Annotated in this window: 18 protein-coding genes and 1 pseudogene; 12 read left to right on the top strand and 7 right to left on the bottom strand. The window is 66.0% G+C overall.

All coding sequences use genetic code 11. The features are described from left to right. Nucleotides 1-3: 3 nt before the first annotated feature. Nucleotides 4-885 (bottom strand): ABC transporter ATP-binding protein, encoded by an 882-nt coding sequence (locus tag ACIBI6_RS34445; RefSeq protein WP_364348421.1) that lies wholly within the window; start codon nt 883-885, stop codon nt 4-6. 286 nt (nt 886-1171) lie between these two features. Here ACIBI6_RS34445 and ACIBI6_RS34440 point away from each other — a divergent pair. Further along, nucleotides 1172-1868: pseudogene (locus ACIBI6_RS34440) on the top strand (erythromycin esterase family protein); the annotation flags it as partial. A 284-nt stretch (nt 1869-2152) separates the two neighbouring features. Here the strand turns inward: ACIBI6_RS34440 and ACIBI6_RS34435 are convergent. After that, nucleotides 2153-3046, bottom strand: coding sequence for a universal stress protein (locus ACIBI6_RS34435; protein WP_364348424.1), 894 nt, complete (start codon nt 3044-3046; stop codon nt 2153-2155). After that, nucleotides 3043-3645 carry a hypothetical protein gene (locus ACIBI6_RS34430; protein ID WP_364348427.1) on the bottom strand — a complete coding sequence of 201 codons (603 nt, stop codon included), beginning with the start codon at nt 3643-3645 and terminating at the stop codon, nt 3043-3045. Before ACIBI6_RS34430 ends, ACIBI6_RS34435 begins: the two co-directional genes overlap by 4 nt. Nucleotides 3646-4078: 433 nt before the next feature. On the opposite strand from ACIBI6_RS34430, the gene ACIBI6_RS34425 reads away from it, so the two are divergent. The 7 genes from ACIBI6_RS34425 (at nt 4079) to ACIBI6_RS34395 (ending at nt 10923) form a co-directional block, all read left to right on the top strand. Continuing rightward, nucleotides 4079-4984: a universal stress protein gene (locus ACIBI6_RS34425; protein ID WP_364348430.1), complete on the top strand. Its 906-nt coding sequence runs from the start codon at nt 4079-4081 to the stop codon at nt 4982-4984. 32 nt (nt 4985-5016) lie between these two features. Further along, nucleotides 5017-5199: a universal stress protein gene (locus ACIBI6_RS34420; RefSeq protein WP_396959058.1), complete on the top strand. Its 183-nt coding sequence runs from the start codon at nt 5017-5019 to the stop codon at nt 5197-5199. 212 nt (nt 5200-5411) lie between these two features. Then, nucleotides 5412-6968 carry an AAA family ATPase gene (locus ACIBI6_RS34415; protein ID WP_396959056.1) on the top strand — a complete coding sequence of 519 codons (1557 nt, stop codon included), beginning with the start codon at nt 5412-5414 and terminating at the stop codon, nt 6966-6968. Between the two features lie 32 nt (nt 6969-7000). Beyond that, the gene (locus tag ACIBI6_RS34410) at nt 7001-7648 is read left to right on the top strand and encodes a response regulator (RefSeq protein ID WP_396959054.1); all 648 of its coding nucleotides are present in this window, start codon (nt 7001-7003) and stop codon (nt 7646-7648) included. Between the two features lie 191 nt (nt 7649-7839). Then, the gene (locus ACIBI6_RS34405) at nt 7840-7977 is read left to right on the top strand and encodes a hypothetical protein (RefSeq protein WP_364359927.1); all 138 of its coding nucleotides are present in this window, start codon (nt 7840-7842) and stop codon (nt 7975-7977) included. Between the two features lie 4 nt (nt 7978-7981). Further along, a complete protein-coding gene (locus tag ACIBI6_RS34400) occupies nt 7982-8143 on the top strand; it encodes a hypothetical protein (RefSeq protein WP_396959052.1) in 162 nt (53 codons plus the stop codon). Nucleotides 8144-8172: 29 nt separating this feature from the next. Next, entirely contained in the window at nt 8173-10923 is a 2751-nt protein-coding gene (locus tag ACIBI6_RS34395; protein WP_364359921.1) for a cation-transporting P-type ATPase, read from the top strand. Between the two features lie 507 nt (nt 10924-11430). On the opposite strand, the gene ACIBI6_RS34390 is transcribed toward ACIBI6_RS34395, so the two are convergent. From ACIBI6_RS34390 to ACIBI6_RS34380, 3 genes are all read right to left on the bottom strand, one after another. Continuing rightward, a complete protein-coding gene (locus tag ACIBI6_RS34390) occupies nt 11431-12591 on the bottom strand; it encodes an RNA polymerase sigma factor (RefSeq protein ID WP_396959049.1) in 1161 nt (386 codons plus the stop codon). Next, nucleotides 12588-12926, bottom strand: coding sequence for a YciI family protein (locus ACIBI6_RS34385; RefSeq protein ID WP_364359915.1), 339 nt, complete (start codon nt 12924-12926; stop codon nt 12588-12590). Before ACIBI6_RS34385 ends, ACIBI6_RS34390 begins: the two co-directional genes overlap by 4 nt. Nucleotides 12927-14679: 1753 nt before the next feature. Continuing rightward, nucleotides 14680-15321 (bottom strand): TetR/AcrR family transcriptional regulator, encoded by a 642-nt coding sequence (locus ACIBI6_RS34380; protein WP_396959047.1) that lies wholly within the window; start codon nt 15319-15321, stop codon nt 14680-14682. Between the two features lie 86 nt (nt 15322-15407). Between ACIBI6_RS34380 and ACIBI6_RS34375 the strand changes: the two genes are divergently transcribed. The 3 genes from ACIBI6_RS34375 to ACIBI6_RS34365 all read left to right on the top strand — a co-directional run bounded on the left by ACIBI6_RS34375 (nt 15408) and on the right by ACIBI6_RS34365 (nt 16686). Continuing rightward, nucleotides 15408-16061: a class I SAM-dependent methyltransferase gene (locus ACIBI6_RS34375; protein WP_396959045.1), complete on the top strand. Its 654-nt coding sequence runs from the start codon at nt 15408-15410 to the stop codon at nt 16059-16061. Next, nucleotides 16058-16252 (top strand): hypothetical protein, encoded by a 195-nt coding sequence (locus ACIBI6_RS34370; protein ID WP_396959043.1) that lies wholly within the window; start codon nt 16058-16060, stop codon nt 16250-16252. Before ACIBI6_RS34375 ends, ACIBI6_RS34370 begins: the two co-directional genes overlap by 4 nt. Before the next feature lie 218 nt (nt 16253-16470). Next, nucleotides 16471-16686 (top strand): carboxylesterase family protein, encoded by a 216-nt coding sequence (locus ACIBI6_RS34365; RefSeq protein ID WP_396959041.1) that lies wholly within the window; start codon nt 16471-16473, stop codon nt 16684-16686. A 317-nt stretch (nt 16687-17003) separates the two neighbouring features. Here the strand turns inward: ACIBI6_RS34365 and ACIBI6_RS34360 are convergent, their stop codons facing one another. After that, nucleotides 17004-17588 carry a TetR/AcrR family transcriptional regulator gene (locus ACIBI6_RS34360; protein WP_396959039.1) on the bottom strand — a complete coding sequence of 195 codons (585 nt, stop codon included), beginning with the start codon at nt 17586-17588 and terminating at the stop codon, nt 17004-17006. 117 nt (nt 17589-17705) lie between these two features. Here ACIBI6_RS34360 and ACIBI6_RS34355 point away from each other — a divergent pair, with 117 nt between their 5' ends. Next, a complete protein-coding gene (locus ACIBI6_RS34355) occupies nt 17706-19298 on the top strand; it encodes an FAD-dependent monooxygenase (RefSeq protein ID WP_396959037.1) in 1593 nt (530 codons plus the stop codon). The last annotated feature ends 2 nt before the right edge of the window (nt 19299-19300 follow it).

Below are 19300 nucleotides of genomic sequence, written 5' to 3'. Positions count from 1 at the left end.
CTTTCACTCCTGTCCATAGTAGGCGAGGAAGACCTCTTCGAGATCCGGTTCATGGCTGACAATGTCGACCACGTCGTAGGGTGCGACGGCTTTGAGCAGTTCGGCGGTCGAACCGTCCACGTCGACGTGCACGGCGACGGCGCTTTGCTCGACCCGCCGCACGCCATCGATTCGGCGCAGTACGCCCAAGTCCGGGGGCTCGCCGGCGAAGGTGAGGTCGATGCGGTGGCGTGCCTGATTGGTCAGCTCGGCCACCGAGTGCTCGGCGATCACTCGTCCCTCCCGCAGGATGGCGACGGTGTCGGCGACGGCCTGCACCTCCGAGAGCACATGGGAGGACAGGAAGACCGTGCGTCCGGCGTCGCGGGCTTCGCGCACCATCGCGAGAAATTCGCGCTGTACCAAGGGATCCAACCCCTGCGTCGGCTCATCGAGCACCAGCACATCCGGCTCGGACATGAACGCCTGCACGATGCCGACCTTCTGCCGGTTGCCATGCGACATCGCGCCGATGCGGTCCGTCGGGTCCAGGTCAAGCCGCTTGACCAGCGCCTCACGCACCGCGGGATCGACGTCGCCGCGCAGGTTTGCTAGGTACTCGAGGTACTGCTGTGCGGTCAGATCGTGGTAGGCGACGAATTGCCCGGGCAGGTACCCGAGGCAGCGCTGGGCGGCCTCGCGTTCTCGGACCGTGTCCGCTCCCTGTACCCATGCAGTACCGCGAGTGGGGCGCATGAGTCCGACAAGGATCCGAATCGTGGTCGTCTTGCCCGCGCCGTTGGGTCCCAGGTAGCCGAAAACGACCCCGGCCGGGATCTGCAGCGTCACGTCGACCAGCGCGGGTTTGCGGCCGTAGTATTTCGTCAGCCCATCCATCCGAATCATCGGGGGCACCTTCCTTCGCGCAGGCGGCGAGACGCCGGTTATCTCGACTATCCGCTGGCATAGGCCCCTGCCCCAGAGCCCGAGGACCCGCTCACCGAGGACGTTCGTCCCCGCTCGCTACACGGCGCACGGCCACAGCCGTCACCTTGTGCTCCGGGGAACCGATCGGTCCATCGGTCTGCGCCAAGATCAGTTCGTTGACCGGGTCCTGCGGAAAGCGGACGGCGGTAAACGCCTGTCCCGGCGCGACCTCTCAACCTTCGGCCCTTGGATGGTGGCCGCGCGCCGGCGCGAGGCCACCTATCGCGCCGATCGAGACTCGATCGAGGTGGCCGGGCGGACGGTGATCCTGGGTGGACAACGGATTGGCCAACGGCGCGAGCATGTTCGCGGCCATCGAGGCGACCTGGGTGGGCGAGCCGAAGCGGATCGTTGTCGCGGTCCCGCCGCACCGGAGTCGACCTGCCGGGAACTCGGTGCCTCGATCGACGAAATGGTCTGCGCGACAATGCCTTCGCCGTTCCGCGCGGTCGGCGAATGGTTCTGGGACTTCACCCAGGTCACCGACGAGCAGGTGCGTACTCTGCTCGGCTTCTCGACCACCGGCGTCGCGCTCGTCGACACCGCGGCGACCATCGGCGCCGCCGCCATCGACGCACCCGACGGCCTCCCACACACTCGGGTGCTCGAGGAACTCATCGGCAAGGCCCGGTTCGTGCTGATCGGCGAAAGTTCGCAGGGCACACACGAGTTCTACCGGGCCCGCCCGGCGATCACCCGCTGGCTGACCGAGAAGAAGGGCTTCACCGCGGTCGCCGCCGAGGCGGACTGGCCCGATACATACCCGGGTGAACCAGTACGTGCACGGGCGCGGCAACGACACCAGCACCGAATAGGCGCTGCGCGGATTCGAACGATTCCCGACCTTGGTGTGGCGCAACACCGAGGCCCGCGAATTCGCCAACTGGCTGCGCGCGCACAACGCCGGTCACGGGCACGATCCCCGGAGATGTACCCGTCGGGTCTGTGACGAGCGACCGGTGCAGCATGTTCGCGATGAACGTGCCTAGTCGACGGCGGCAGATCTGCGGCCCGGCGATCTGCGCGACTGGGCCGCCATTCTCGCCTGGACCACCTTGATCGCCTCGTCACTCGGGCTGCCACACGCGACGGCCACCCCTGAGCCGCCGCGCACAGGCCCAAAGCAGTCTTACCCAGCCCGAGTCCGCGTATAGACCCCCAAACTGCTGCAAGCGGCAGGTGACCGTCACCCCTTGCGTACCACGATCATCGGGCAATCGACTGTATGTAGCAGGGCGTTGCTGGTGGAGCCGAGGACCATGCTTGCGAATCCGCCGCGGCCGTGGCTTCCGACGACTAGCAGTTGGGCATTTGCCGACTCTTCGAGCAGCGCTCGAACCGGCCTGTCCAGCTTCAGGATGCGTAGCACGGACACGTCCGGGTACCGGTCGCGATAGGCGCCCATATTCTCGGCCAGCAGCTCTTGCTCGGACTCACGCGCGGCCTCCCAGCCGGAATGCGGCAGATCGATGCCGCTGGCATCGCTCCAGGTATGTAGCGCCGTCAGTCCGACCTTGCGGCGCGATGCCTCCTCGAACGCGAGCTCGATGGCGGGCACGCTATTGGATGACCCGTCGACACCGACCAGGACGGGTTTACTCGCCGACACCGGATCGATGGCCGAATTCCCGTGGATAACGGCGACCGGGCAATGCGCGTGGTGGGTGACCGCAGTGCTGACCGAGCCGAGAAGTCCGCGGTGGAGCGCGCCGATCCCGCGGCTGCCGACTACCAGCATCCTGGCCTGCGCCGAATGCAGGATCAGGGTAGAGATGATCGATGCGAAGATCACCTCGGTGGCCAAGTCCAGCTCCTCGCCTGGGGCGGCCTGGTGTGCCACGCGGGTCGCTTCGGTGAGGATCCGCTCACCGTCGCGGCGCAACCAGTCGATGTCCGCCTCGTTCAAGGTCCGGTCGGGGCCGAAGTCGGGGACCGCCACCGAGGTGAGAAGGCGCAGCGGGCAGTGGTGCAGCGCGGCATCGACCGCCGCCCAGGCGACCGCCTGATATGAACTGGCCGAGCCGTCGACCGCCACAATTATCTCCGGCACTGTGGAATTGCCCATGGTCGTTCCCTTCATTGCCTGTCCTCTGTTATTGGGCGGTTGAGATTTCGCCATTGCTGGTCCCACTGCATCCGACGGCGACGCTCGAGCAGCCATACGGTGCCCTGTAGCAGCAGCCATGCGACCACCCAGGTGCCGCTCAGCACCACGACACCGACGCCGATGCCGGTCATCGCGGCGACATTGGACGGCTGTGGTGGGCCCGTCGGAGCGCCCTCGGGTCCCAGCCACACCGTCACGTGATCACCGATCGCGGCACTGCCACGCACCCGCACCGTCGCGGTACCGGGTCGGCCATCCCGGAGCCACTGCACCCGTGCCTCGAGCAGATGTGAAGACATCAGCTGGGGTTCCTCCGTGATCACCGCGCTGACAGCGGACTTCGCCGCGTTCTCGGTGCGGATCCGAGCGGCCGCGCCGGTATAGGCCGTCGTCCCAAGCGTTCCGGCAACCGGAATCGCGACGAGCACCGCGACGACGACTATGATCCGCAGCACGGCCTCGATCCGATCCAACGGCCGCAGTAGGGGATTCGGACGCCACAGTCGCAACCACCACACCCGCAGCAGCGGTGACCACGCGCCACGGACGGCGAACACCGAGTCCTCCGACAACACCAGTCACCTTCTTCCGGTGGCATTTGTCCTGACTCGAGCATCGCGCGTTGGCGCGTACGCGAGCAGAGAAGAAGGTCATCGCTCCCCAGGGTCCACCGACCTCGCTTTCTCGGCCGCCTGGTAGGCCGAAATCGCGCTCGGCAAGGTCGGGTACAGGTGGTCCACGCCGAGCTTCGCGGTCAGCCCGGCCGCATCCAGATCGACGCGCAGATCTGTCGCGGGCCGAGCGATCGGGCAGCAGTTTCAGCATTGCGCGGGGGTTGACCTGGTCGTGCCCCTACCCTGAGCGCCCCTGCGCTGCTTGCCGTCCACGATGGCATGAATTGTCTTTAGGCCCTGTGGTTGGGGACCAACGACAGCCGTGCCCGGCCAGTACGGATTCCTAATGTATGGGTAACCGGATCATCGGAAGTGAAGGGACACCGCGCTCATGGCCACCCCGAACAACGATGATCCGCACCGACTGACCTCGGCCGAAGTAGTCGTCGGCGTCGACGGTTCCGAAGCCTCCGACCTCGCCGTCCGCTGGGCCGCCGAAACGGCCTCACGCCGGCAACGCCGACTACGCATCGTGCACGGCCTCGATCTCTCCTCGATCAGGGCGGCGTTCAGTGCGCTACCCGGTGTGCTCGGGAAGATCCGCGGACGCGGCCAAGACTACGTGCTGATGGCCCAGCGCCTGGCCCATCGGGTCGACTCCACCCTGGCCGTGGAAACCGAAGTCTCCCAGGCAAATCCGGCCCAGCTGTTGATCCACCGATCCGAAGCCGCGCATCTTGTCGCGATCGGCGCGGCGGGCACCGCTGGTACGCTCACCCACCTCGGCTCCACCCTGCTCGCGGTGACCAACCACGGCCACGGCACCATCGTGGTACTCCGCGACACCGGTACCGAACAGCAGACCCGCGACGCCGGTCCCGTCGTCGTCGGCGTGGACGGGAGCCCGGTCAGCGAGGCCGCGATCGCGGTCGCGTTCGCCGAGGCGGACGAGCGTGAAAGCCAACTCGTCGCGGTCCATGCCTGCGGTGAGCTGTACCTCGACATCTTCACCCCATTCCCCAGCATCCGCTCCGACCGCGACATCGAGACCGCGGGACAGGCGCTCCTTGCCGGACAGCTGACGACGTGGCACGCGAAATATCCGGACATCCATGTCATCCGGAAGGTGTACCTATCCGGGCCTCGCCGACCGCTGCTCGACTGGTCGAAGTCCGCTCAACTTCTCGTGGTCGGCGGCCGGGGCCGGGGCGGATTCCGCGGGCTGCTGCTCGGCTCAACCAGCAACGCACTGGTGCAGACCGCGCAGTGCCCGGTCATGGTCGTCCACCCGGAGTAAGCCCCGCTCCGACAGGAAGGTAGCGACATCACATGTCTGCCAACGCCATCAACCCTCCCGTCATGGTCGGCATCGACGGCTCCGAAACCGCCGCCGCGGCCACCCGATGGGCCGCCGTCGACGCTGTCCACCACCGCGCACCTCTGCACATCGTGTACGGCATCGCCGCCCCGGTCGACTTCGGACCGAACATCGCTTTCCGTGAGATCCACTAGGACATGTATCGGCAACAAGGTGCGGCCGCCGTCGCCGCGTCGAGTGAGTTCGCCACGGTGGCCGCCACACCGGTCGGTGACCTCGACATCACCACCTAGGTGGTCGAGGACCCACCGATCCCCGGCCTGATCGACCGCTCCAGCCGATGCCGCCGCTGTCGCGGCTCTGCACGCTGGGAGGCCCGATCAGGACGGCCTCTTCCGAAAAACCAGTGAGCACACCGAAAGGGGTTTGCGCCATGCCCGGATTCGCCGCACCCGCCGAGCTACGGGAAACCCATACCGGACTGGTTGTTCTGTACGGGGACCGGGCCTACAAGGTAAAGAAGGCCGTCCGCACCGACTTCCTCGATTTCAGCACGCCGCAACTGCGCGAGCACGCCTGTGTCAGGGAACTCGAATTGAATCGCCGCCTGGCTCCGGACGTATATCTCGGCCTGGCCCATCTCAGCGACCCCAGCGGCTCCCCCGCCGAGCCGCTGCTGGTCATGCGCCGCATGCCCGAAGACGGCCGTTTGTCCAACATCCTGGCCGACCAGGCTAAGAGCACAGCGGAGCTGTCGGCGCTGGCACAGATGCTGGCAAGCTTCCACGACAGGGCCCGTCGCGGACCGGAGATCGACGCGGAGGGCACCGCGGACGCACTGCGCCATCGGTGGCAGGTGCTGCTGGGCAGTCTTGCCGAACAGCGGGCAGACGTCGCCGATCCGGATCTCCTCGACCGGATCGACCGGCTCGCGATGCGCTACATCGACGGCCGAGAACCGTTGCTGAACAATAGGATCGCCGACGGGCACATCGTGGACGGGCACGGCGACCTGCAGGCCGAGGACATCTTCGAACTGGCCGACGGCTTCCGCATCCTGGATTGCCTGGACTTCGACGACCGGCTGCGTTACGTCGACCGCCTCGACGACCTCGCGTTCCTGGCCATGGATTTGGAGTTCCGCGGGCATACCGAACTGGGCGAGCGGCTGCTCGACGACTACCAGCGGATCACTGAGGATCCGGCGCCCGCCTCGTTGCGTGACCACTACGTTGCCTACCGGGCGCTCGTGCGAGCGAAGGTGGACGTCATCCGCTTCGGCCAGGGCGAGTCCACGGCCCGCGATCGTATGCACCGGCACCTGTGGCTCGCACTGCGCCATCTCGAGCGGGCCGCGGTTCGCCTGGTGCTGGTCGGCGGATCGCCCGGCACCGGGAAATCGACCGTTGCCGTGGAGCTTTCTGCGAGCACGGGAGCGGTCCTGCTCTCCAGTGATCATGTGCGCAAGCAGTTGCGTGGTACCGGTGAGGTCACCGGCTCGATCGGAACCTTCGGCGCCGGAACGTATTCCGCTGCAGGTAAAGCTCGTGTCTACACCGAACTACGGAGCAGAGCCCGAAAGCTGCTGGCCCTCGGCCGCTCAGTGATCCTGGACGCCAGCTGGATCGACGCCGACGAGCGGCAGCGTACCGCCACACTCGCGGCCGAGGCGAACGCCGACCTGCTGCAACTGCGGTGCCAATGCCCGCCCTCGGTGGCGGAGCGCCGCATCCGTCTGCGCGGCGACGGCGATTCCGACGCGACCACCCAGATCGCCGCCGACATGTCGGCCATCGCAGCGGTCTGGCCTCAGGCGCTACCCGTGGACACCAGTCTGATGCTTGCCGACACCACCGCCGTAGCACTTTGCGCGTGGCACAACATTATTCACACTGAAAGGCAAGGGGCTTCGGTCACCAATCAAGGGTCGAACTCCGACCCGCGATCACGAACACCGCCCTAGGCTGAGTGAATGCTGCATAGAGACACAGCGAAATGACCAGGGTGTTTCTAGTGGACGACCACCATATCGTGCGTCGCGGTGTGGCCGACCTGATCAGTGCCGAGCCCGATCTCGAAGTCGTCGGCGAGGCCGGGAGCGTATCCCACGCGATGGCGCGCATCCCGGCCCTGCGTCCCGACGTCGTGGTCCTCGACGTGCGCCTGCCCGATGGCAACGGCATCGAACTATGCCGTGAACTGCTGAACCAGCATCCCGAGTTCCGCTGCCTGATCCTCACCTCGTTCACCGACGAACAGGCCATGCTCGACGCCATCCTGGCCGGGGCCAGCGGCTACGTGGTCAAGGACATCGACACTCTCGAGCTGATCGACGCGATTCGTGAAGTCGGCGCGGGCAAATCCCTGCTCGACAACCGGGCCGCCGCCGCGCTCATGGCGAAACTGCGCGAGGAAGCCACGGCCAAGACCGGGCCGCTGGCCACGCTCACCGACCAGGAACGAACGCTGCTCGAACTGCTCGGCGAGGGACTGACCAACCGACAGATCGCAAGCCATATGTTCCTGGCCGAGAAGACCGTAAAGAACTATGTCTCCCGGCTCTTGACCAAGCTCGGCGTCGAACGACGCACCCAAGCCGCTGTACTGGCCACGAAGCTCAACCCAGCGCATATGGAGGAATGAACAGGCGCATTCGCACCGGCCCGCGCAGCATCTCGACACCCGGAATCTAGCACTGCCCTGCAAGAACTCTGTGCGAGGACCATCGCCCCGCTGGACACCACCTTTGGACCCTTGGGCTCTCGCCGCGCGCACCTCAGGCTGAGCAGTATGCCGCCCCCGATTCACCCGGTGCCAGCCCCGAGGAGGACATCATGCCCCACCTCGACGACCCCTTCACACCCGCTGTATACAAAGCCCAGGGGTGGTCGCGCGTCATCACCGACAGCCTCGACGCCGACGACACCAGCTATGAGGTGGGGGTCCACAACGGCCGCGTGGAACCCCGGTGACGTCGTGGCGATCATCGTGATCAACAGCCGCACAACCGATGTCCGCCAGGCCGTCGCCGTGCTGACCGACGGCTTGTGTGCCGACGCGGCGATGACGCTCGGCTCGGCCGGCCAAGCGGTCCTGCCCGCCGCCGACATCCCCGTCATCGACGCCCGACCGCACTGATCCCTATGAACAGACCAGTTTCGCCATCAGTGGACAGTGCTACTGCGGTCGCCGCCGAGCAGGCCGACGTAACATCCGGAATGCTGCTCGATCCGACGGAGCGGATAGAGCTGCTACTTCGCGATCTGCACAGCTCTCGATCCGGGCTGACCGGCCGTGAGGCGCAGCGTCGGCTGATCCACGTCGGCCCCAACGCACTGCGTCGACGGGGCGCACGGACCTGGCCGCGCGAACTACTGGCGCAGTTCACCCATCCGCTGGCACTGCTGCTCTGGGCAGCTGCGGGCCTGGCCTGGCTGGTCGGCATCGAACCGGTGGCCATCGCCGTGGTCGTCGTCATCGTGATCAACGCGGGATTCGCGTTTATCCAAGAGCGGCATGCCGAGCGAGCAGTGGAGTTACTCGCGGCGTACCTACCAGCGCGAGCGACGCTGATGCGGGACAGGGAGATCACCCAGATCGATGCCGTCGATGTGGTGCCCGGCGATGTGCTGGTGATCCAGGAAGGCGACCGGATCTCGGCCGACGCCCGCCTGCTCGAGGGCGGTGTCGAGGTCGATCTATCCGAACTGACGGGAGAATCGCTGCCGGTGTTCCGTTCGGCCGAAGCCCCGGACACCGGTGTGCCGCTCGCCCAGGCACAGGACATCGTCTTCAGCGGGACGGCATGCACCGGCGGTGACGCGCACGCAGTCGTCTTCGCCACCGGCATGCATACCGAGCTCGGCCGCATCGCGGCCCTGTCGGAACGGGTCGGGCGTGAGGAGAGCCCGCTCGAACATCAAGTGCGCCGCGTCGCCTGGCTGATCGCCTTGGTTTCGCTGCTGCTCGGAGCGGCATTCGTACCGCTCGCCACCATAGGCGCCGGGCTGTCGCTGCTCAACGCGGTGGTCTTCGCGGTCGGGCTCCTGGTGGGCAATGTCCCGGAGGGCCTGCTGCCGACGATCACCTTGGCGTTGGCGATCGGCGTCCGCGACCTGGCGCGACGCGGTGCGGTCGTGAAACGGCTCAGCGCAGTGGAGACCCTCGGGTCGACCGATGTGATCTGCACCGACAAGACCGGCACGCTCACCGAGAACCGGATGCAGGTCACCGTGATCCATACGTCGACCGGGCCGCACGAGCTCCGACCGCACGCACCGCCCACTGCCGACTCGACGCTCACTCGACTGGCCGCCGCGATGATCGCCTGCAACAACGCCCGCTTCGATCAGACCGGAAGGGCGCTGGGTGATCCGACCGAAACCGCCATCCTCATCGCCGGTGCAGCACTGGGTGCGCATACGGACCCTGACGACCGGCAACGTCTGCGGCAGAAGCAGTTTCACTTCGAGCCAGCGTGGAAACGTATGTCGACGATCGACAGCTCGAGTGACGGCATCTGGGTGCACACGAAGGGCGCACCCGAAACAGTGCTGCCGCTGTGCACCGCCGAACTCGATGGCGACGGCCACCCGCGACCGATGCATCCCGCCCGGCGCGCAACGCTTGTTGAGCTGGTGGATACGCAAGCACGGCAAGGACTTCGGGTGCTCGCGGTCGCCGAACGCCGCCTGCCGACCGATACCGTGCCCACGGTGCGCGAACACGCCGAACAGCAACTGGTGTTGCTCGGACTTGTCGCGATGACGGACCCGCCCCGCGCCGAGGTCGCCGATGCCGTCACAACGTGCCACAGCGCAGGAATCCGCATCATCGTCATCACCGGCGACCACGGCCTGACCGCAGCGACCATCGCCGCCCAGGTAGGGATCATCCGCGGCGAACCGGTCGTGGTGACCGGCGAGCAGCTCGACCGGATGAGCGAAGCCGACCTGGACGCACTGCTTTCCACGACGCCCGAGCTGATCTTCGCGCGATCCTCGCCCGAGGCGAAACTCCGTGTCGCGGACGCACTTCGCGATACCGGCCATGTGGTGGCGATGACCGGTGACGGCGTCAACGACGCGCCCGCCCTGCGTCGCGCCGATATCGGTATCGCGATGGGCCGCTCCGGCACGGATGTGGCCCGCGAGGCCTCCACCATGGTCCTCACCGACGACAACTTCGCCACCATCGCCGCGGCGATCGAGGCCGGGCGGCGGGTCTACGACAACATTCGCAAGTTCATCTTCTACATCTTCGCTCACGCGACGCCCGAGGTGACCCCGTTCATCGTGTTCGCGCTCTCAGGTGGTGCGATCCCCTTGCCGCTGACCGTTTTACAGCTGCTGGCCATCGATGTCGGCACCGAAACCCTGCCCGCGCTCGCACTGGGTCGCGAACCGGCCGAGCCCGGTCTCATGCGCCGACCGCCTCGGCGGCGCACCGAATCGATCATCCGAATTCCGATGGTGCTGCGCGCCTGGTTGTTTCTCGGTGCGATCGCTGCGGCACTGGGCATGGCGGGTTTCTTCTATGTCCTGCTGGGCGCGGGATGGCATCCGGGCGATCCCACCGGCCCCGGTACGCCACTGCACCACGCCTACCTGCAGGCCACCACGATGACCTTCTTCGGCCTCGTCGCCGGTCAGATCGGCACCGCGTTCGCGGCCCGCACCGAACGGGCCTCGCTGCGCTCGATCGGCGTGCTGTCCAACCCACTTCTGTTGTGGGGTATCGCGTTCGAACTCGCGCTCGCGGCCGTGATCATCTATTTTCCGCCGGTTCAACACCTACTCGGCACGGCAGCGCTCACCCCGGACATGCTCGCCTTCGTCGCACCCTTCCCGGTGATCATATGGGGTGCGGACGAAATCCGGCGCTGGCTGTTACGTCGCAGAGACACCACACTCCCGTAGACGTCATCCGCTGAATCGACTGATTATCTACCCGAACGAGGCGGATGACACCTCAGTATGAATCGATCAACCCCCGGGTAATTCTTGCCCAGCGATAGTGCAGTGAACCCGACAGCCTGGAAGAACTCGAGACCGTCGTGATCGGTCTCCGCGATGATCTTTGTCGCCGTCGGTAACGGACAGCAGGACCACAGCCGGACTTTCGCTGTAGTTCTCGACGGCCGAGGCCAGCCGGGACCGGGGACCACCCACCGCTACGTGCAGCAATCGCACCACCGTGCGGTCGGCAGTATCTGCCGACTGCACGAGAAGAGCCATGTGGCGACCGTACCCGCTACGAAGCCGACGAGGCACGCTCCTCGCCATGTGTGAGTGGGGCCCGCAAATCTCTTGCGGGGCAAGGTTTTGACTAGATCGAACGACCGGGCGGTATGTGTTGACGTTTGATCTGGTCCGTGACTATCGGCCCGGTCTACTGGGACGTGCGGCCAACAGACGATGCAATTCTCATTGCTCCAGGTCGGCTATGCGTCTACGCAGGAGGCGGCGTTCCGGCTCGGTGGTGAGGAGTTCGAGTGCTCGCCGGTAGGCGGCGATGGCCTCCTCGGGATGACCGAGCCGACGCAGTAGTTCGGCACGTGTCGAATGCAGGTACGGGTAATTGTCCAGACCCAACGCCTCGGTGATGCGCAATGCTGCCTGTGGTGCGCCTGCCTGTGCGACCGCGACCGCACGGTTGAGCTCGGCCACCGGTGAACCCGTGAGCCGGACCAATTCGAGGTAGAGGGCGGCCACCTGCGCCCAATCGGTTTCGGGTTCGGTGTGCAGGACAGCAATCGCGGCTTGTACGACGTAGGGACCGCGGGACCGCGCGATGGCCCGATCGAGCAGAGCTCGACCTTCCGCGATCAGCGCACTGTCCCACTCGGTACGGTCCTGCTGGTCCAGCAGAACGATCTCGCCCTCGCGGTGACGTGCGGAGCGCCGGGCGTGGTGGCACACCATGAGCGCAAGCAACCCGAGCACTTCCGGCTCGTCGGGCATCAGCGTGGCCAGCATCCTGCCTAATCGCACGGCCTCATCGGCCAGTTCGTCCCGTCCGCCGTATCCTTCGTTGAAGATCAGGTAGATCACCTTCAGCACCGCGCCGACGCGCTCGGGCAGTGCATGATCCGGTGGCACCCGGAACGGAATTCCCGCCAGCTTGATCTTGGCCTTGGCCCGGGTCAATCGCAGTTTCATGGCGCTCGGTGCGACCAGGAATGCCTGGGCGATCTCCTCGGTGGACAGGCCACCCAGTGCCCGCAGTGTCAGTGCCACCTGCGCATCGACCGCGAGCGCAGGGTGGCAGCACATGAACACCAGCTCGAGCCGTTCGTCGCCGATCGCAGTCTCGACCATGTCGGCCTCCTCGGCCTCGGGCGCGGCGAACAGGGTCGCCTTGGCCACGAAGGCACGGTCGCGGCGTAGCCGGTCGATTGCCCGGCGGCGGGCGGTCGTGGTCAACCACGCGCCCGGATTGTCCGGCACGCCATCGACCGGCCATTTCTCCGCAGCAATCGCGAAAGCCTCCTGAGTGGCTTCCTCGGCGAGATCGACATCGCCGAGGAAGCCACTCAGGTAGGCGAATACACGCCCCCACTCGGCGCGGAATACCTCGTCGATCACGCCTTCACGATCGGCCGGATCTCCACCGATCCACCGAGCCGCGCAGCCGGGATCTTCGTGGCGACCTCGATCGCGGCGTCCAGATCATCGGCCTCGACCAGGAAATACCCACCGAACACCTCCTTGGTGTCGGCGAACGGCCCGTCGGTCACCAGCGCATCACCCTCCTTCACCCGCACTGTCGACGCGGTGTGTGCGGGCGCGAGATGAGCACCGTCCACCACCCGCGGGTCCGACCTGATCGCGATGTACTCGGCGGACACCGACTCCTGCTCGGCGGCACCTAGGGCCTCGAACACACCGGGCAACTCGTTGATCAGCAATGCGTACCGCATGACTCTCCTCCAAGCTCGAATTTCACCGACACCTACCCGACGAACACGACTGGCCGGAGGGGACACGCCACCGCGAAACCATTTCACGCCGAGAACCACCCACAAGCAGTCGGTCCTGCACCGCGAGCCTGGCACCACTCGCGCCCACCGGCCCACAACCCGGTGGAAGGCGATCCGCATAGCGATAACGACGCGCACCCCACACCGGCAGGCCCCCGCTCCGGTCACCGCGAGGTGACCCGAGTCCCGGCGGCGCCGCAACCTAATCGGCATGAGCGAGCGTTCCGCAAGTTTACTTGTCGCCCAACGCCTATGACGCGCCGATCGACCGGAATGCGGAGCCAGCAGACAGCCACGAGCCCAGCCGGAAGCTGTACACGACATGCCGCTCAGCTTCAGGCCGTGCACGCTACAGCACGGAAATGGTTCGGATAACTACACACACCTGACAAAACCGCAGGCCATTGACCTGCGGCCTCATCAACGCGCGGCCCCTCGGAACCCCGTACGCCCATTGTGGTCCCCGGCCCTCTAGGCCCTCGTGCTGGTCATGAAATACCGATCCGTATCTCGCCCCACGTCAGGCCGATTTGCTGTCAACCAATGGACTCAACTCAGCCTGACACGCAGGGAGGCCGCAACCTGCGCCCCTGGCAGTCGCTACGGAACTCGGAGTCAGCGTCCCGAAGGATCCCCCCGACCTCACGCCGGCCGCTGCTCGAGCCCTGCTGCACCTCATCCAAGAAACCGCGGCACGGCCGCAATAACCGCCGACGTCGGAGCATCGAGCGCAAACACACAGCCGGACAATGCATTCCATGCAGCGACATGGATTCACTGCGCCGGCGTCGCCATCACAGGCTGCGCCCGCCGTCGAACCTGGCGAAGTCGTAGACGAAGTTCGTCGGTGGGGTCGGCGGCTTTCAGTATTTCCACCGGGCCGCCGAGTGAGCTCACGAGTTGGTGTACCTCCTCACGGTTCATGTGGTGATCAACGCGTATTTGGATCGTGTGACCGCCCGACTCCGGGGTGATCGTCGTGCCCGAGTTCGTGGACGAGGGTGATGAGTGGCCCTCCAAGATGGCCCCGGCGCGTCCGCGTGACCAGGGGGCGGTATCGATGTTGAGTGCTTTCGGCGCGGGGGCCTACGAACCGACTGACCGTGTAGTCACCCGGTCGAACCGTCGGCGTCGATGCGGGACCAGCGACCGAGCCACCTCGCACCGGCGATCGGCGCGAGTGCTGAGCAGTTGCCATTCCCTGATGCGAGCCTCGATGCCGCGGTGACGATCTTTAGTGGGATCAATCGATAGATCTGAAGGCCAGTCCGAGTGAGATACGCCGCGCCATGTGAGGACCGGTCGCGATCCTGACGTGCGATCCGACGCTCCTGCAACGCTTTTAGCTCAACGACTACGCACTGGAAGTGAATTGATACCCAAGCCCGGCGCTATCCTGCGATCGAGGCCATGCGAGCCGGTCTGGGTGGAACGGATGACAGTGATGTCGGTTCCGATACCACTCGACTGCATCGACGGATTCAACGAGGTGTCTACGCCTGAGTCCGACTGCCCCCGGCCTGGACCCTCGCGGCACGTCTCACGGGTCAGAAGCGAGGGGACGCATGAGTGCACCTCCCTCGACAGCCGCGTGAACCGGGTAGCAAGATTCGAATGCTATTCGGTGGATATGAGTTTCCGTTGTTTTAGGCCGCAGGGGTAGTGGCCGGTTCCCGCCTCCGGCGTTGCCTGGTCACGGCTGCGTCGGTGAGCCCGGTTCCACTAATGTGCGCAGTGTCATGGCGGCGATGTGGTCTTCGAGGCATTGCCGGTCGGGCATGACGGTGCTGCGGAAGCGATGGGCGGCCAGGAAGGACAGGATCAGCCAGGCGGCCGCGTCCGGGTCGAGGTCGGAACGGAGTTCGCCTGCCCGCTGCCCTTGGATCACGACTTCGGCGAGGGCGTCGGCGAGTTCGCTCATGTGCTGGCGGACGGCTTGTTCGACGGCGGGTTCGGCGGTCAGGGTCATCGCGTCGGCGAAGATCACCCCGAGTGAACCAGGGGCGTGCAGTTCGTCGATGTGGCCGGGACTGAGCAGGTGCGCCAAAAGACCTGCGACCGAATCCGTTTCAGCGGCAAAGGCGCGCATCATTGCCGACATCTGTCCGGAGGCGTGTGCCACGACGGCGGCGTAGAGCCCTGTTTTGGAGCCGAAGTTCTGAAACAGCACAGGCTCGGTGACGCCGAGCCGCGCCGCGATCTGAGCCATGGTGCTGCGCTGGAACCCCGACTCGGCGAAGACCACAGTGGCGGCGTCGATGATCGACGCACGCCGGTCGGCGGCACTGAGGCGGGTGCGCCGCGGATCTGCCGGAGTCGAGGATGCGCGAGCCATGACCTCATCGTATCGACTCTTGCGCTTTAACTTAGTGACAACTAAGTTAGAACCATCTTAGTCGTCACTAAGTTAAGGAGTTGGCCATGGGCCTCGGACATCTGATGCATCACAATCCCAACCCCGGCACCGCCGGACTCACCATCGATCACGGACGCAGCTATGACGTTTTCGGTGCGGTGTTCTTCGGCGGACGTCGTGGCCGCGTGTACCGCCGCCTCGCCGAACTGAGCGGTGCCGGTCCCGGTGATCGGGCCCTCGATATCGGTTGCGGCACCGGCTATTTGACCCGTCGGCTAGCTTCGGTCGCCGCAACAGTGGTCGGCCTGGATCCATCCGCGGCGGTCCTCGAGCGGGCACGCCGGATCACCGTCGAACCGAACTGCACCTACACCGTCGGCGTCGCCGAATCGCTGACCGCCGAGGACGATTCGTTCGACGTGGTAGCGAACTGCCTGATGCTGCACCACCTGCCCGAGGATCTGCGGGCGACGGCGTTGACAGAGATGCGACGGGTGCTGCGCCCGGGCGGACGGCTACTGATCGGCGAATTCCGGCCACCGGCGAATCCGATCGGCAGGCATCTCGTCGGCGCGCTGACCGGCCCGGCCATGGAACACAACCCGATCCACCTGCTCGAACCGCTGATCGCCGACGCGGGCTTCGAGCAGATCACCTCGGGAGATCTGCACCCATGGATCCGCTATGTCACCGCCATCAAGCCGGACACGGTCGGATGAGGCACCCAACAGGCCGGGCCGTCGGTGCGGTGCGGGTTATCGCGCTACCGCTGATCATCCTCGGCATCGCCGCGCACCTGTGGTTGGGCAGCATGGTCGGACTCGCCGCCGCAGGCATCGGCCTGGCCGCCCACCTGGTCATCGCGGCACTCGGCGGCCGATGGCTGCTGCACCGCACCAGATTCAGATAGTCCAGGCACGACCGGTATCGGTGCGGTCTGGGCCTATCGGAACCGGTTGTCGTGGGATCGGCCGTCACCGGCCAGGACCGCCATCGATCCGTCCAACCCTGCGTCAATTGATTTGCACCCATGAATACCGACTCCGCTACCGCATGAGCAAGGTCCGGAACTGAGCGCTTGGCGGACGGTTGGCGGCAGTGGACAGTCGGCTCCGGACAAGGAGCCATATGGAGCCCATTGCTTCCATTGCCAGTGGCAAGGTCCGCAGGCCCAGCAGGGACGGCATGACCGAGTTCCTCGGAATCCCTTATGCGGCCGCACCTGTCGGATCTGCACGCTTCCAACTACCCCAGCCGGGTCCGCGGTGGCCGGGAATACGCGATGCGCTCCACGCGGGCCCACATACGTGCAGGCGCCGTACCCGCCACCGGTCCACGCATTGATCGGCGGCGACCGGATCCCCGGAGACGAGTGTCTGAACCTCAATGTTTTTGACGCCGGAGCAGGCGAGGCTGCTCTGCCCGTCCTGGCGAAGCGGACTGCGCGATCGAGCCCGCGAGGTGGCCTCGGGAGGGCCGGGGTCGGTGTGGCGGCGCGTTTGACGCAGGTGTGCCAGGGCCTGGCGGCCGAGTCCGATCCCCCACCGGAGCCGCGACCGCTGAAAGCGCACGAGGCGATGGGGCGGTAATGGCGGCGCTACAGTTGCGGCGGACGGTGGGGCAGGTCATATGTCCAGGTGAGGTGTTCATGGTGGCCGACGTCAGCTCATGCCGTGCATGCCGTGTTCCAGCAAGGCGAAGATCGCATCCAGGGCGGCGCGGGGATCGGGCTCGCCGGCGACGAATTGAGGAATCTCGAGGACGTAGCGTGCGATAGCGCGGGCGGTGATGTCCTCGGGTGGCCTGCCCAACTCGGCGGCGATCGCAGCGGCCAAGGGCGTCTCGCACCGGATCCACAATCGGCGCGAGTATTCGCGCAATGCGGGGGTGCTCATGATCAGGTCGGTGCGACGGCGGATCTCCGGGCTCGGATCGATGAGGAACAGCCCCCGCCCCAGCAGGAACTCGCGCAGCGCTGCCATTAGCGACTGTCCGGCCGGGCGCTGGGTGACCGCGGTCAGCAGGCTCTCGAGACGTTCGGCACCGTCGTCGAACATTATGGCCTCTTTGCCGTCGGGAACGTGGCGAAACATCGTCGGCACCGAGATGTCGACCGCGTCGGCGATCTCCTTCACGCTGACCTGGTCGTAGCCCTTCTCCAGAAACAGCTGCTCGGCGGCGTCCGCGAGGGCGCGGCGAGTCTGGGAGTTCTTGCGCGCGCGGCGTCCGAGTGGTGCAGGAGGCATGCACCCACGCTACCAGAGAAAGCAAGTGAGTTAAAAACGTAAGTGACTTGCCTTTGTTAGTCGATTGTGTTTTTCTGGAGCGGATATACCAGCGAGACCTCGGAAGGCATGATCGAAATGAGCGTCAACGAACTCGAACAGATACCGGTCCTCATCGTCGGCGGAAGCCTCGTCGGACTGTCCGCAGCGGTTTTCCTGTCCTGGCAGGGCGTGCCCGTCGTGGTGGTCGACAAGCACTACGGCAGCTCGCCGCACCCCCGGGCGATCGGTTTCACTACCCGCACCATCGAGCACTTCCGTCAGACCGGCGTCGAGGTGCCCACCTCACTGCAAGGCATGAAACCGCCGCGGCGCGCCCGGGTGGAGAGCCTCAGCGGCACCTGGTTGGAGGAATATCCATGGAGCCCCGGCGGCAAGGGCTCCTACGGCGCCGACCATTCACCTGTCCACGCGATCGCGATCACCCAGGACAAACTCGAACCGCTACTGCGTGAGCGAGCCCGCGAGTACGGTGCCGACTTGCGCCTGGGCACCGAACTGCTGCACCTGGCCCAGGACAACGACGGCGTCACCGCGACGCTGCGCCGCCGTGACGACGGCCACCAGTACGCCCTGCGCGCCCGCTATGTGGTGGCCGCCGACGGCGCGGACAGCCCGGTGCGCACCAACCTAGGGATCGAGCGTCACGGCGTCGGCCCACTGTCGGTGCAGCGCAGCATCTTGTTCCGCGCCCCCCTCGAGGACTACCTGCAGCACGGCGTGGTCCAGTTCGAGATCGAGCAGCCCGACTTCACGGCGTTCTTGACCACCTACTCCGATGGCCGGTGGGTGCTGATGCTCTCCGATGACGTCGAACGCACCCCCGCCCAGCAGATCGAACTGGTGCAGCGCGCGATCGGCCGTACCGATATCCCCATCGAACTCATCACCACCGGCCGGTGGAAGCTGGCCGGTCTGATCGCCGACCGATTCTCGCAGGGACGAATCTTCCTCGCCGGTGACGCAGCGCACCAACTGCCGCCCAACCGCGGCGGGTACGGCGCCAACACCGGCATCGACGATGTGCACAACCTGGCCTGGAAACTGGCCGCGGTGCTCTCGGGCGAGTCGGACCCGCGGCTGCTGAACACCTACGACGCCGAGCGCCGCCCGACCGCAGACCTGCGTCACGATCAACTGTTCGCTCGCGCCGACTACAAGGCCTTCTTGAAAGTCGATACCCCTGATACCCCCGTGCTCGACGATTCGGCCATCGAGTTGGGGCAGCTGTACCGCTCGGCTGCGGTGCTGGGTGCGGACGCGTCCTTGCCGACCGCGCAACTCCCCGAGCAGTGGGCGGGTCAGCCCGGTACCCGCGCCCCGCACCAGTGGGTGCGCATCGGCGACGACAAGCGCTCAACGCTCGATCTGATCGAACGCGACTGGGTCCTGCTCTCAGCCGATGAGCGTTGGGCCGCCGCAGCCGCCCAGGCGACCGCGCAGCTGGGCATCGGAGTCGATTTCCAGCAGGCCGGAACCGACGTCGAGTTCGACGACCACGAGGCGTTCGAGCACGCCTACGGCATCGAGTCCACCGGCACCACACTGATCCGGCCCGACGGCTACATCGCGTGGCGGACCCGCGTCGCGCCACACGATCCCGCCCGGGAACTGACCCAGGTCCTGGCTTCCGTCGCCGCGGCCACCCGCGCCGACTCCACCGAAAATTGAGG

Source organism: Nocardia sp. NPDC050412 (assembly GCF_044458825.1).
Classification (GTDB): domain Bacteria; phylum Actinomycetota; class Actinomycetes; order Mycobacteriales; family Mycobacteriaceae; genus Nocardia.
The sequence above is the reverse complement of the archived record's forward strand: the minus strand, read 5'-3'. Positions and strand labels throughout refer to the sequence as shown.

What these genes read in the sequence shown, in the direction of transcription:
- ACIBI6_RS34445 (WP_364348421.1), bottom strand. Translation starts at nt 885, where the DNA reads ATGATTCGGATGGATGGGCTGACGAAATACTACGGCCGCAAACCCGCG.
- ACIBI6_RS34435 (WP_364348424.1), bottom strand. Translation starts at nt 3,046, where the DNA reads ATGAAGGGAACGACCATGGGCAATTCCACAGTGCCGGAGATAATTGTG.
- ACIBI6_RS34425 (WP_364348430.1), top strand. Translation starts at nt 4,079, where the DNA reads ATGGCCACCCCGAACAACGATGATCCGCACCGACTGACCTCGGCCGAA.
- ACIBI6_RS34420 (WP_396959058.1), top strand. Translation starts at nt 5,017, where the DNA reads ATGTCTGCCAACGCCATCAACCCTCCCGTCATGGTCGGCATCGACGGC.
- ACIBI6_RS34410 (WP_396959054.1), top strand. Translation starts at nt 7,001, where the DNA reads ATGACCAGGGTGTTTCTAGTGGACGACCACCATATCGTGCGTCGCGGT.
- ACIBI6_RS34405 (WP_364359927.1), top strand. Translation starts at nt 7,840, where the DNA reads ATGCCCCACCTCGACGACCCCTTCACACCCGCTGTATACAAAGCCCAG.
- ACIBI6_RS34385 (WP_364359915.1), bottom strand. Translation starts at nt 12,926, where the DNA reads ATGCGGTACGCATTGCTGATCAACGAGTTGCCCGGTGTGTTCGAGGCC.
- ACIBI6_RS34380 (WP_396959047.1), bottom strand. Translation starts at nt 15,321, where the DNA reads ATGGCTCGCGCATCCTCGACTCCGGCAGATCCGCGGCGCACCCGCCTC.
- ACIBI6_RS34375 (WP_396959045.1), top strand. Translation starts at nt 15,408, where the DNA reads ATGGGCCTCGGACATCTGATGCATCACAATCCCAACCCCGGCACCGCC.
- ACIBI6_RS34370 (WP_396959043.1), top strand. Translation starts at nt 16,058, where the DNA reads ATGAGGCACCCAACAGGCCGGGCCGTCGGTGCGGTGCGGGTTATCGCG.
- ACIBI6_RS34365 (WP_396959041.1), top strand. Translation starts at nt 16,471, where the DNA reads ATGGAGCCCATTGCTTCCATTGCCAGTGGCAAGGTCCGCAGGCCCAGC.
- ACIBI6_RS34360 (WP_396959039.1), bottom strand. Translation starts at nt 17,588, where the DNA reads ATGCCTCCTGCACCACTCGGACGCCGCGCGCGCAAGAACTCCCAGACT.
- ACIBI6_RS34355 (WP_396959037.1), top strand. Translation starts at nt 17,706, where the DNA reads ATGAGCGTCAACGAACTCGAACAGATACCGGTCCTCATCGTCGGCGGA.